General features: G+C 67.6%; 9 protein-coding genes. 5 read left to right on the top strand and 4 right to left on the bottom strand.

Features of this window, described 5'->3' with window-relative positions; all coding sequences use genetic code 11:
• Positions 1–146: 146 nt before the first annotated feature.
• Both OV287_RS56725 and OV287_RS40795 read right to left on the bottom strand, forming a co-directional pair.
• A complete protein-coding gene (locus OV287_RS56725; protein ID WP_444546334.1) occupies positions 147–4,970 on the bottom strand; it encodes a J domain-containing protein in 4,824 nt (1,607 codons plus the stop codon).
• A 33-nt stretch (positions 4,971–5,003) separates the two neighbouring features.
• Positions 5,004–5,507 carry a tRNA (cytidine(34)-2'-O)-methyltransferase gene (locus OV287_RS40795; protein WP_267539433.1) on the bottom strand — a complete coding sequence of 168 codons (504 nt, stop codon included), beginning with the start codon at positions 5,505–5,507 and terminating at the stop codon, positions 5,004–5,006.
• A gap of 18 nt (positions 5,508–5,525) precedes the next feature.
• Here OV287_RS40795 and OV287_RS40800 point away from each other — a divergent pair, with 18 nt between their 5' ends.
• From OV287_RS40800 to OV287_RS40815, 4 genes are all read left to right on the top strand, one after another.
• Positions 5,526–5,882: a DUF192 domain-containing protein gene (locus tag OV287_RS40800; protein WP_267539434.1), complete on the top strand. Its 357-nt coding sequence runs from the start codon at positions 5,526–5,528 to the stop codon at positions 5,880–5,882.
• Between the two features lie 124 nt (positions 5,883–6,006).
• On the top strand, positions 6,007–6,771 hold the full coding sequence (locus tag OV287_RS40805) for a Stp1/IreP family PP2C-type Ser/Thr phosphatase (RefSeq protein ID WP_267539435.1): 765 nt from the start codon (positions 6,007–6,009) through the stop codon (positions 6,769–6,771).
• Between the two features lie 111 nt (positions 6,772–6,882).
• The gene (locus OV287_RS40810) at positions 6,883–7,749 is read left to right on the top strand and encodes a hypothetical protein (RefSeq protein ID WP_267539436.1); all 867 of its coding nucleotides are present in this window, start codon (positions 6,883–6,885) and stop codon (positions 7,747–7,749) included.
• The gene (locus OV287_RS40815) at positions 7,746–8,663 is read left to right on the top strand and encodes a DUF3396 domain-containing protein (RefSeq protein WP_267539437.1); all 918 of its coding nucleotides are present in this window, start codon (positions 7,746–7,748) and stop codon (positions 8,661–8,663) included. Before OV287_RS40810 ends, OV287_RS40815 begins: the two co-directional genes overlap by 4 nt.
• A 7-nt stretch (positions 8,664–8,670) precedes the next feature.
• Here the strand turns inward: OV287_RS40815 and OV287_RS40820 are convergent, their stop codons facing one another.
• Both OV287_RS40820 and OV287_RS40825 read right to left on the bottom strand, forming a co-directional pair.
• Entirely contained in the window at positions 8,671–9,699 is a 1,029-nt protein-coding gene (locus tag OV287_RS40820) for a sugar phosphate nucleotidyltransferase (protein WP_267539438.1), read from the bottom strand.
• Between the two features lie 21 nt (positions 9,700–9,720).
• Positions 9,721–10,758, bottom strand: a complete 1,038-nt coding sequence (locus tag OV287_RS40825) for an aminoglycoside phosphotransferase family protein (RefSeq protein WP_267539439.1) — start codon at positions 10,756–10,758, stop codon at positions 9,721–9,723.
• 301 nt (positions 10,759–11,059) lie between these two features.
• On the opposite strand from OV287_RS40825, the gene OV287_RS40830 reads away from it, so the two are divergent.
• On the top strand, positions 11,060–12,424 hold the full coding sequence (locus tag OV287_RS40830) for a pyridoxal-phosphate dependent enzyme (protein WP_267539440.1): 1,365 nt from the start codon (positions 11,060–11,062) through the stop codon (positions 12,422–12,424).
• Positions 12,425–12,731 lie beyond the last annotated feature (307 nt).

Consider the following 12,731-nt stretch of genomic DNA (forward strand, 5'->3'; position numbering starts at 1 on the left):
TGTCCGGGGGAACAGGCCCCCTTCCCGAATGCACCGGACTCCCGCCCGGAGCCCGGCCAGGCGAGCGGTATTCCGGAAAAGCCCGGCCCCCCTCCCTCATCGGATACATGGAGGAGCAACCGAGAGGAGCAACCGAGCGGGAGACCTCAGCTGAAGAGGCCACCCTTCTTGGTGGGGGGCGGATTCTTCTTGCGCATCTCGATGAGGCGCAGCTCCTGGTTGGCCTCCAGGTGCTTGGGGTTGGCGCGCACCGCCTCGCGGAAGTGACGCTCAGCCCGGGCCATGTCGCCCTCGACACGGGCGATCACCCCAAGCTGGTAATGAGCCCTATCACAATTGGGGTCCAGCTTGAGCGCCTCGGCCATCATCTGCTTCGTCTTGGGGAGCTCGGCCTTGCGCTGAGGGTCCATGTAGATGGCCCACGCCCGGGCAGCGAGGTACACCGCCCTGGGCTCGGCGTTGTAGGCGCGCTCGAAGTGCTCGGCCGCTACCGCGAAGTCCCGCTTGCGGAAGAAGACCTCACCCATCTTGAAGAGATCGTTCGGATCAACTCCCGAGGGCCTGGTGGTCGCCTGCGACGCGCTCTTGGTGCGCAGATCCTGGAGGTAGGCCACGCGCTGCGTGTCGTTGTAGAGGACCTCGTAGGCGTCGCGGATGGCCTCGAAGACGGTGGTCATCTTGGGAGCAAGCGCGGAAAGTGCCGGTGGCAGGCGATCCGGGTGGAAGCGCTTGGCGAGCCCGAGGAACGCTGTCTTCACCTGCTCCCGCGTCACCTCCGGGTCGATGGGGAGACCCAGCGTGGTGAAGTGGTCACGCTTCTGCTGCACGTCCTCGTAGCGCTTCTCGATGGCTTGGGCGAGCTGGGCGAGCTGCTGCTCCTCGGAGCTGACGGGGGCGGGTGCGCCGGGAGACGGCGCCGAGGCTGCGGGAGCTTCCGGAGCCGGACGGGAACCGAGCTGCGCGGCCCGCTGGAGCAGGGCCTGGCGGCGGGCCTTCGCGGCCTCGTCGGAAGGCTCCTCCGCCAGGTCATCCTCGCCCAGTGACAGGTCGTCCCACGCATCGGGCGCGATGGAAGCGCGGGCCTGGACCGGGGCGGCCGGGGCCGGAGACGGCACGGGAGCCGGAGACGGCGCAGGATCTGGAGACGGAGGCGCGACCACGGGCGTAGGCGCGACAGTGGCCTTCCCCGTTGGTGGGACGGGAACGGCAGCCGCTGGAGGCACATCCGTGCGAACGAGAGACTCCAGGTGGGCATCGACCTGCTGCAGCGCGGCCTCGAAGGAGGCGTTGATGTCGCCAGGGGCCTCGCCCGAGGGCGCGTTGTCAAAGGTGACGATGCGCCAGAGGTCATCATCTCCCGCGGGACGAGTCGCGTCCGGCCCCAACCGGAGCGGCTGCATGGGAGCGGGGGCAGGAGCGGGAGCGGCGGGAGCACCGGTACGGGCGGACAGATTTGGAGGAACGGGAGCCGCAGGAGCGGGCGCACGGGGAGCAGGGGCTGGTGCCCGAGGAGCGGGAGGAGGCGCGCCGACCGCAGGCGAACGAAGACCTGGGGGGACGGGTGCTGGAGCACCGGCCGCGGGCGAACGGAGGCCCGGAGGAACAGCGGCCCGAGGAGGCGCCGCGGGCGATGGGCGCGCAGCCAGAGGAGGCGCGGTGGGAGCAGGCGCCACAGGGGCAGGCGCGGCGGGAGCAGGCGCCACAGGAGCTGGGGCTACCGGGACAGCCGCGGCGGGCGCAGGTGCCACGGGGACAGGCGCGGCAGGCGCGGACTGCTCGGAAACCACGAGGTCGCCCCAGTCCAACTCATCACCCATGTCGAGCGCCGACACCTGGGTCGCGGTGGATGTGGGCGTGGGGGCCACGGGCGCGGGGGATGCAACGGACTCCTCGATGAGCCACGACTCGGGAGGAGGAGCCCCAGCCCGACGCATGGCCTCCTGCATGTCCTGCATCAATGCAGCATCGGCCTGCTCGCGCGCGAGGCGGAGGGCGTTGGTGTCCTCGTGCTCAGGCAGCGCAGCGGTGTCCTCGGCTGGGGGTGCGTCGAACCAGACCTCGGAAGAAGGCGCGACATCGGAGATGGGGGCAACGGATGCACTCGAGAGATAGCTGACCCCGGGAGGACGCGCGGACACCAGGGGCTCGCTCGACGAGCCAGTGAGGATCAACTCGCCATCCTGCAGTTCGGCCGACTCGGCGAAGAGAGCCACGTCCGACAGCTGGGAGACCTCTGCGGGGCGCCGTTGTTCGGCAAGGCGCTGCGCCTCTGCGATGCGGGCAGCCTCGGCACGGCGAGCCTCTTCCGCCAGACGCGCTTCTTCGACACGCCGAGCTTCTTCTTCCGCCAGTCGGCGGGCTTCCTCGGCGAGCCGGGATTCCTCCTCCGCACGGAGCCGAGCCTCCTCGGCCAGCCGAGCCTCCTCCGCGCGACGAGCCTCCTCCTCGGCAGCGAGACGCGCTTCTTCAGCGCGGCGGGCCTCTTCGGCCAGTCGCGCCTCTTCAGCCAGTCGAGCTTCTTCTGCGCGGCGAGCTTCTTCCTCCGCGATCCGACGAGCCTCTTCCTCGGCGCGACGAGCCTCCTCAGCAAGTCTGGCCTCTTCAGCGAGCCGGGCCTCTTCTTCGGCCCGGCGGCGGGCCTCCTCAGCGAGTCTGACCTCTTCGGCGAACCGAGCCTCCTCCGCGAGCCGTCGCTCCTCGGCAAGGCGAGCCTCTTCCGCCAGCCGAGCTTCTTCGGCGAGTCGAGCCTCTTCTTCCGCTCGACGCCGCGCCTCCTCAGCCAGTCGAGCCTCTTCCGCGAGTCGAGCCTCTTCCGCCAGCCGGGCTTCTTCGGCGAGCCGAGCTTCTTCGGCGAGTCGAGCCTCTTCTTCCGCTCGACGCCGTGCCGCCTCAGCCAGTCGAGCCTCTTCCGCGAGTCGAGCCTCTTCCGCGAGCCGAGCCTCTTCCGCGAGCCGAGCCTCTTCCGCGAGCCGAGCTTCTTCGGCGAGCCGAGCCTCTTCTTCCGCTCGACGCCGTGCCTCCTCAGCCAGTCGAGCCTCTTCCGCGAGCCGAGCTTCTTCGGCGAGCCGAGCCTCTTCTTCCGCTCGACGCCGCGCCTCCTCAGCTAGTCGAGCCTCTTCCGCAAGCCTGGCCTCTTCGGCGAGTCGGGCCGCCTCAGCCAGCCGCGCCTCTTCCGCGAGCCGAGCTTCTTCGGCGAGTCGAGCCTCTTCCTCCGCCCGACGCCGAGCCTCTTCAGCCAGTCGAGCCTCTTCAGCAAGGCGCGCCTCTTCGGCCAAACGAGCCTCTTCCGCGAGTCGGGCTTCTTCTTCCGCTCGACGCCGTGCCTCTTCAGCAAGGCGCGCCTCTTCAGCAAGGCGCGCCTCTTCAGCAAGGCGTGCCTCTTCGGCCAGTCGCGCCTCTTCCTCAGCCCGGCGCCGCGCCTCTTCGGCCAGTCGAGCCTCTTCTGCAAGCCGCGCCTCTTCCGCGAGTCGGGCCTCTTCTGCGAGCCGCGCCTCTTCTTCCGCTCGACGCCGCGCCTCTTCAGCCAATCGAGCTTCTTCTGCGAGCCGCGCCTCTTCTGCGAGTCTGGCCTCTTCGGCTAGTCGAGCCTCTTCCTCAGCCCGGCGCCGCGCCTCTTCTGCGAGTCTGGCCTCTTCGGCTAGTCGAGCCTCTTCTTCCGCTCGACGCCGCACCTCTTCAGCCAGTCGAGCCTCTTCTGCGAGCCGCGCCTCCTCGGCTAGACGAGCCTCTTCCGCGAGTCTGGCTTCTTCGGCGATCCGAGCTTCTTCGGCCCGGCGCCGAGCCTCCTCTGCGAGTCGGGCCTCCTCAGCCAGTCGGGCCTCTTCAGCCAGTCGGGCCTCTTCCTCCGCCCGACGCCGTGCCTCCTCCGCGAGTCTGGCCTCTTCTGCCAGCCGAGCCTCTTCCGCGAGTCGGGCCTCTTCTGCCAGCCGAGCCTCCTCCGCGAGTCGGGCCTCTTCTGCCAGCCGAGCCTCTTCCGCGAGTCGGGCCTCTTCTGCCAGCCGAGCCTCCTCCGCGAGTCGGGCCTCTTCTGCCAGCCGAGCCTCCTCCGCGAGTCGGGCCTCTTCTGCCAGCCGAGCCTCTTCCGCGAGTCGGGCCTCTTCCTCCGCCCGACGCCGCGCCTCTTCCGCGAGTCTGGCCTCTTCGGCCAGCCGAGCCTCCTCGGCCAACCGTGCCTCTTCCGCGAGTCTCGCCTCCTCCGCTAGCCGCGCCTCTTCCGCGCGCCGAGCCTCCTCGGCCAACCGTGCCTCTTCCGCGCGCCGCGCTTCCTCCTCGGCCAATCGGCGGGCTTCCTCCTCCTCGCGACGCCGGGCCTCCTCCTCCTCGCGTCGTGCCTGCTCGCGGGCCTCCCAGGCCTCGATGGACAGCGACTCGACGAAGCCCTCGCGCTCGAGGACGTGGAGCAGCACCTCCTGCGCGGGCTTCAGCCCATCCAAGCGCTGGAAGTCCGACAGCTTCAGCAGAAGGGCCATCTCCTCCGCGCTGGCTACCCAGGGAGCACACGCCCCCGGATCCTCGCAGCGGTACATGCGAGCCTCGGGGGTCTCAGCTCCCGCGGGCTCGAGGGCCGCGCGGACGACGCGAGTCCCCGGAATGGGGCGGAACATCGCCTCCACCCCACCCTCTTCGAAAGCGGCGCGCTCGGCGAGCTGGCTCAACCGCCGCACCTCGGCGAGCACCTGCTGCTCCGCCACCGCGTCCGGCGCCAGCCCGAGTTCCTCCAGCAAATCCTCGTCCGGCGTGCCCGCGCTCTCACGGGCCCACAGCGCATCCAGCAGCTCGGCGCGGATGCGCCCGGCCTGCATCAGCGCCTGCACGGGCGTCTGGAACCCAAAGCCGAGCCGCGTCCCCACCAGGTCACCCTCCTGGAGGAACAGCAGCGTTTCACGCCCACCAGCGTGCAGCGTGAGCCGGCCGGTGGAGCGGGACTTATGGGCGAAGTACAGCGTTTCGGCGACCTGCGAGGGGGGCATGCGGCCCCCAGTGTAGTCCTTCCGCCCCTCCCCTCAACTTGGAGTGCCCGCCTGCCCGGCCGCTGCGCCGAACTGCACCTGTCTCAGGGCCTCATAGGCTGCGATTCCCACCGAGGTGGACAGGTTGAGGCTGCGGCGCTCGGGCAGCATGGGGATGGTGACGGCCGTGCCCGAGCCTCCCCCGATGATGTCCGCGGGCAGTCCCTGGGTCTCCGAGCCGAAAACCAGGTGGTCTCCCTCCTCGAAGCGGGCGGCATACAGGGATGTAGCGGCGCGGGCGGAGAACAGGAAGCGCCTGGCCGAGGGCCACTCGGCCAGGTAGGCGTCGTAGTCCGGGTAGAGCTTCAGGAAGACCTTGTCCCAGTAGTCCAACCCGGCGCGCTTGAGGTGGCGGTCGTCGATGGAGAAGCCCAGGGGCTCCACGAGGATGAGGCGGCAGCCGGTGACGGCGCACAGCCGGGCGATGTTGCCGGTGTTGGGGGGAATCTGGGGGGAGACGAGGACGAGGTGGAAGGGGCGCGCCAGGGGCAGGAGCATTGGGGTAGAAGGCGCCTCATGCGCCTGAAGGTGAGCAATGTGACACGGGAGCGCCTGTTGGCGGACCGCGCCGAGCGGGCCGAGTCCTTCTCGGCCCGATTCGTGGGGTTGATGGGCCGGCGGTCGCTGGCCTTTGGGGAGGGGCTGCACATCGTGCCCTGCAACTCCATCCATACCTTCTTCATGCGCATCCCCATCGACGTGGCCTTCCTCGACCGGGACGGGGTGATCGTCAAGCAGTTCCTGGCCCTGCCTCCCTGGCGAGCGACCTCGGTGTACTTCCAGGCGAAGTCGGTGCTGGAGCTGCCGGCGGGAGCCCTGCAGGCGAGCGGTACCCAGGAGGGCGACCGGCTCGTGTTCGAGCAGGTGGCATGAACCCTGGATGGGAGTAAAGAGACCTACCTTCCGGGCACCTGGGGTTTTGACCCCCTTCGTCGCGCTTTGTTAACCTGCCCCCCCGTCCACGGCACATCCGGGACACGTTGGAGACTCCGCGAGCATGCGCATCGAGGTTGCTGGCACCACCCACGTCGGGATGAAGCGGAACCACAATGAGGACAACTACCTCATTCTGAACGACGAGAACCTGTGCTGTGTCGCCGACGGAATGGGCGGACACTCCTCCGGAGAGATCGCCTCGAAGATCGCCGTGGAGGAGCTGGCCGAGTTCTTCCGGATGACGTCGCGCGACCAGGACGCCACCTGGCCGTTCAAGATGGACAAGGGCCGCAACTACGACGAGAACCGGCTGGCCACCGGCATCAAGCTGGCGAACAAGAGCATCTTCGACAAGGCCAGCACGGACACGAAGTACAAGGGCATGGGGACGACGATCGTCTCGGTGCACTTCACCGACTCCGCGGCGTACGTGGGGCACGTGGGCGACAGCCGCGTGTACTTCTTCCGCCAGGGCGTTCTGAAGCAGGTGACGGAGGATCACTCCCTGCTCAACGACTACCTCAAGGCGAAGAAGCTCACGCCGGAGGAGATCGAGAACTTCCCGCACAAGAACGTCATCGTCCGCGCGCTGGGGATGAAGGAGACGGTGGCGGTGGACGTGGCGAAGGTGGAGGCGCAGCCGGGCGACATCTTCCTGCTGTGCTCGGACGGGCTGTCCGGCATGGTGACGGATCCGCAGATGCAGGAGATTCTCGCGCGCACGACGGAGCTGGAGAAGGCGTGCTCGCAGCTCATCGACATGGCGAACGCGGCGGGTGGCAACGACAACGTCACCTGCGTGCTGGCGCGTTTCCACGACAACTGACTGCGGCACGTTGACAGCATTCCGTGGGACCCAGGCAGGGGATGAGCCCTTCGCGGCCATCCTGCCCTGGAGTTGCCGGGCTACGCTGACCGGCCCACACGGAGGCAGAGAATGTCAACCTGTCATATTGGCCCGCGCCCAGCAGGCGCGAGGCAGCGCCGCTGCTCGGAAGTGCTGACCCTGGTGGCACTCATGCTGCTGGCCGGATGCGCCGGCACGACGAGCCAACGCGCGCCCACGCACTACGCGCAGAGCATGAACTCGGCGGTGGACGGCTGCCTGCGCAACCCCGGTTGTTACACCGCCACACCGGGGGACGAGGCGGTCATCCCCTGGCTGTCACGGACCGTGGATGCCGCCCGCACCGCCGTCGCCGCCGCGAAGGTGCTGGATGCCGCGGAAGTAGCGCGCATCGAGAGCATTCTGGTCGGCTGCGCGAAGGACGCGAACTTCAAGGTCAACGAGGACGAGTTTGGCCAGGGCAACCGTCCTACTCGAGAGCAGTGCAACGAGGTGGTTCGCCAGGAGAACGGCAAGGACGTGACACGGGCCATGGAGCTCGGAGACAAGAAGCACGACCTGGCCCTCGCCTGCGTCCAGCGGGAGCTCGGCAAGATCTTCCCGGAGAACTTCACTGTACAGCCGCGCTACAAGTACGACCCGCAGACGAGCCGGTGGCGGATGCTCGACCCCAAGAAGGTGGCGGAGTGGATACGGGACGGGCTCTTCGACCTGCTGTTGGGAACGCTGGTTCCCGACGTGGTGATTCATGAGTCGGGCAATCCGGACAAGGTCCAGCGCGTCTACGACTACAAGTTCCCCTGCCTGCCCGACACCAAGGACAAGCTCAGATGGAGAAGCTACCCCAAGGGCCACCCGCATCACCCTCATAACCAGGGAAAAAAGTACAAGGACGCACTCTTGAATGGAGAGCGGGATCCATCTTTCGTCTCACCCCAAATGGGAGTCACCCAATGAGCGAACACTATCCGCGAGTACGTCTCTACAGCGTCTACGATACCGGGCGCTACCTCTCCATCCGGGAGGGCGTGAACATCACCTTCTACATGCGCCGTACTCACCGCGAGGTGGCACCGGCCGTGATGCGCGCCCTGGAGGTCTATCACCGTGCGGTGGGCCCTCAGGCGCTCGGGTTGTACGCCGACTATGAAGGCGAATCGCAGAAGCTCGATGACAAAGGTTGGGAATTCGTCCGGAGCGAGCTGCTAGAGAATGTTGGCACGAATCTCAATCTGTTCGGGGATTCGAGCGACGCCACTTGCTACGAATTCTTCTATTGTGGCCAGCAGTTCGACCACCCCCTCTTCCCCGCCAAACCTGGCGACGTGTGCGCGGCGGCCTTCTGGCTGCCGACGGAATACCTGGAGGAGCATGGGCCGGGACGGGTGCGAGAATTGGCACTGGAGCTGGCGGCGGTGCTGCCCTTCAACACGGGCCATGCCGGTCTTGCCTTCCTCTTCCCGGAGAACCTCCTCGGGATGCACAGCGCCATCCGAGACCTGTGTTTCCGCTACCCCGGTCTGGACATTCCAGACCTGGACATGGCGACCGGCCAAATCGGCACGCGGGTGAAGGGTGCACACTGGCTGACCTTCCTGGGCCAGCCAGTCCTGGGGGAATTGGGAGGCACGGCGGGCCTGCGCGCCCGGCTGCACTCGCCCCACACCACCGTGCAGGAATTGGAGGGCGACCGAGCGGTGGTGACGCTGGGGAAGTGGCCGGAAGCCGGAGACCTGGAGCAGGGCCGCACACTGCCTGAGTACCGCGAGCTGGCGCGTATACTGGAGCCCTGGCTGTGGAGGAGCACGAATTCCTGGAGTGGCTTCACCGAGGAGGACATCCAGCGGTGGCAACGCCGTTTCCTCGATTGACGAGGGCCTACCCGTTGAGCGGCGCTGGCACCCGGTGTGCCCCCCAGGCCATCACCTCGACCAGTTCCTCGCCGGGAGCCACTTCCGTCCCCTCCAAGATGGCGCAGCGCTCGAGCCGGGCTCCCGGGCCTACGCGGGCCTGCGCCCCCACGGACACCGAGGCCCCCACTCTCACCCCCTCCGCCAGGGAACACCCCGCATCGAAGTGCGCCGGCCCCGTCACCTGGGCCCCACTCACGCGAGCCGAGGGATGCGCCCAGTAATTCCCCTGAGCACGAGGCGCCGAAACGAAGGGTGAGTCCGCGCCCAGGCCCTCCAGCGGCACCTGCCCGGAGAGCACATCGCGCACGGTGGACAGGTAGCGCGAAGGCGTGCCCAGGTCGGACCAGTACGAGCGCACCACCTCGCCGCGCACGGTGAGGCCCGCCTCCATCATCCGCACATAGACGTCGCGGTTGATGTCCTCGGGGCCCTCGGGCGTCATGAAGTCGAAGACGCGCGAGGACATGATGTGCACGCCCGTGAAGTGCCAGGGCGAAAGCCCTTCTCCCCCGGGCCCGAACCTGGCGATGCGGCGCACGCGGCGCTCCGCATCCATCTCCACGGCGGCGTACTTCTCATTCTCGGGCATGGGCAGCAGCACCATGGTGGCCGCCGCGCCCGAAGCCCGGTGCGCCGCCACCACGGGGCGCAAATCCACCGGGAAGAGGATGTCGCCGTTGAAGACGATGAAGTCATCGCCCGCGAGAAAGTCCCGCAGGCCGCGGATGCCGCCGCCGGTGCCTTGAATGACAGGCTCGTGCACCACGTGCAGCGGCAGGCCCGCGCGAGAACACTCAGCGCGAGCGGTGGCTGCCATGACGTCCGGCAGGTGGTGGGTGTTGATGCCCACCGCCTGGACTCCGGCAGCCCGCAGCACCGCCAGGTGGTAGCGGAAGAGGGGCTGCCCGAGGAACGGCATCGCCGGCTTGGGCCAGCGCTCGGTAAACGGACGCAGGCGCGTACCCAGCCCCGCGCAAAGGACCATCGCCTTCATGTGCCGCCCCTCCCCTTCCTGTCAGCCCACCTCGGGCACGTACTTCGTAATCAGCTTCTGCAGCCCGCTCATCTCCGGCCGCCGCTTGAACGCATCACGCACGTAGCGCAGCGAGGCGGGGATGGACACCAGGAAGCCCGGGTTGCCTTTCACGCGGTTGATGAACTCGAAGCGGCCCGCGTCCTTCAGCTTGCGCTGGATGGTGAGCAGATCGAAGAAGGCCTTGAAGGACTTGGGCTCGATGCGCTCGCCCGTCGCCTCGGCGAAGGTGGCGATGTAACGGTCGAGCATCGTGTCCACGAAGTCCCGGTCCAGCTCCACGTAGCTGTCGCGTAGCAGCGCCACCAGGTCGTACTGGCGCGGACCCTGGAGGGCGTCCTGGAAGTCGATGACCACCAGCTCGCCGTCCTTCATCATGATGTTGCGGCTCTGGTAGTCCCGGTGCGTGAAGCCCCGGGGAGCGGCGGCCAGCTGCTTCGCGATGTCGCGGAAGGTGTGGTCCAGCTCGGCGCGCTCGGCGTCGGTGGGCTTCTTGCCGCTCCACGCCTCGAGGCCCCACTCCCGGAAGTGGTGCAGCTCCCAGTCGTAGAGGTCCTCGTCGAAGGCGCGGGTGAAGGCGAGGCAGTCCGCGTCGGGCAGGCGCTCGGCCTGGGCGCGCAGGCGGGCCAGCAGGTCCACCGCGCGGGTGTACAGGGCCTGGTTGTGCTTACCGCCCTCGAGCGCCGCCTCGAAGGTGACGTCGCTCAGGTCCTCCAGCACCATCATCCCCGCGGGCTCGTCGTAGCGGAGGATGCGCGGCACCCGGACGCCCAGCTTCTCCAGGTAGCGGTGCACGTTGACGAAAGGCAGCTCCTTGGGCGGCTCACCCTTGGAGGCTTCCTCGCTCTTCTTCGAGGCATCCAGGGGCATCACCATGACCACCCAGCTCTCGGGGGCTGTCCCCACGCGGTAGTACGAGCGGTTGCTCGCATCACCCTTGAGCTTCTTGATGGGGGCCTGGGGCACGGGGCGGCCGATGGCCTTCCCTACCTGGTCGCGCAGCGCGGCCTCGATTTCCATAAGTGGACGGTTCTCCGGGGGGGTTCGTGAAAGGCGGCGCGGGAGTATGGGAGTGCGAAGCAGCCGGGTCAAAGCCCGTGTGCGGGGACACTTCACGAGCGGTCGTATGCTCGACATGAGGGACCCGGGGCCCGAGTGGCCGCCCGCTGTCCGGTTTCGCCCTTCGCCGCACCGTGTCGGAAGGACAGGAGGGGCCGGGTGTGTTCCTCAAAGAGGGGGGCGGGCAGCCGGCCGAGGTCGACCGGCACCACCGGGGCAGTTATAAGGGCGCCGGTTTCTCCTTCCCCAACGAGAGCTTCAGATGGAAATCCACGACAACATTCTCTCCGCGATCGGCCACACGCCCCTGGTGAAGCTCCACCGGCTGGTAGGGCCCAACGACGCGACCGTTCTGGTCAAGTGCGAGTTCATGAACCCGGGCGCGTCCATCAAGGACCGCATGGCCCTCTACATCATCGAGAAGGCCGAGAAGGAGGGGAAGCTCAAGCCCGGTGGCACCATCGTGGAGAACACGAGCGGCAACACGGGCATGGGCGTGGCGCTGGCGGCGGCGGTGAAGGGCTACAAGTGCATCTTCACCATGCCGGACAAGATGTCCCTGGAGAAGATCAACCGCCTGAAGGCGCTCGGCGCGCAGGTGGTGGTGACTCCGACGAACGTGCCGGCGGAGGATCCTCGCAGCTACTACGAGACGGCCAAGCGCATCCACCGGGAGACCCCGGGCGCGTTCATGCTCAACCAGTACCACAACCCGGACAACATCGAGGCCCACTACAAGGTGACCGGTCCGGAGCTCTACGAGCAGACGGACGGGAAGATCGACTACTTCGTGTCGGGCCTGGGCACGGGCGGCACGATGAGCGGCGCGGGCAAGTTCCTGAAGGAGAAGATTCCGGGCCTGAAGAACGTGGGCGTGGACCCGGAGGGCTCGGTGTACGAGGGCTACTTCAAGACGGGCAAGCTGACCGAGCCGCACGTCTACAAGGTCGAGGGCATCGGCGAGGACATGCTGTGCGGTGCCATGGACTTCAAGGTGGTGGACGACATCCGGCAGGTGGATGACCGTCAGAGCTTCGTGGCGGCGCGGCGGCTGGCGCGCGAGGAGGGCATCTTCGCGGGTGGCTCGGCGGGCGCGGCCGTGCACGTGGCGGTGCAGCTGGCCAAGGAAGTGGGCAAGGGCAAGACGATCGTCGTCATCCTGCCGGACACCGGCATGAGCTACATCAGCAAGTTCCACTCGGACGAGTGGATGCGCGACAACGGCTTCCTGGAGGAGAAGGGCGCGGGCACGGTGCGCGACCTGCTCAACGGCAAGCGCGCTGTCATCACCGCGCGCAAGGGCGAGCGGGTGGACCAGGTGGTGGAGGCGATGCGCCAGCACGGCATCAGCCAGATGCCGGTGCTCAGCGATGACGGGCGCGCGGTGGGGATGATCCACGAGTACGACCTGCTCAACGCGCTGGTGGCGAACAAGGCGAAGTTCGCGGACACCATCGACAGCATCGTGGCGCCGCTGCAGGGCGTGGTGTCGCCCGAGACGAGCCTCAACCGGCTGCGCGAGGTCTTCAACCAGGACAAGGTGGCGGTGGTGAAGGAGGGCGAGAAGATCCTCGCCATCGTCACGAAGATCGATCTGATCGAGTACATGCACCGCACGGCGGCGTAACAGCCCCCACCGGCCCCCCCCTCCCCCATTGAGTACAGCTCCCCTCTCCCTCCGGGAGAGGGACGGGGTGAGGGTATCGAGGGCCTCGGGTTCACCAGAACCCGGGGCCTTCGTGCATCCGGGCCACCGCGAAACCCGCCGTGCACTCCGCGCGCTCCCTCATGAGCAATCATTTTCTCATCAAAAGGGAATCCCTCTCGTTTTGGGTTCCAAGTACAAGCACGGCGCAATTGATGAGGGGCGCTAATCTTGTGAGAGTCAGGCAGCACCGTTAGCGTACCGGCCTTTCAAGTTCATCAGCTCTTGA

The organism is Archangium lansingense, from assembly GCF_026626635.1.
Taxonomy (GTDB): domain Bacteria; phylum Myxococcota; class Myxococcia; order Myxococcales; family Myxococcaceae; genus Archangium; species Archangium lansingense.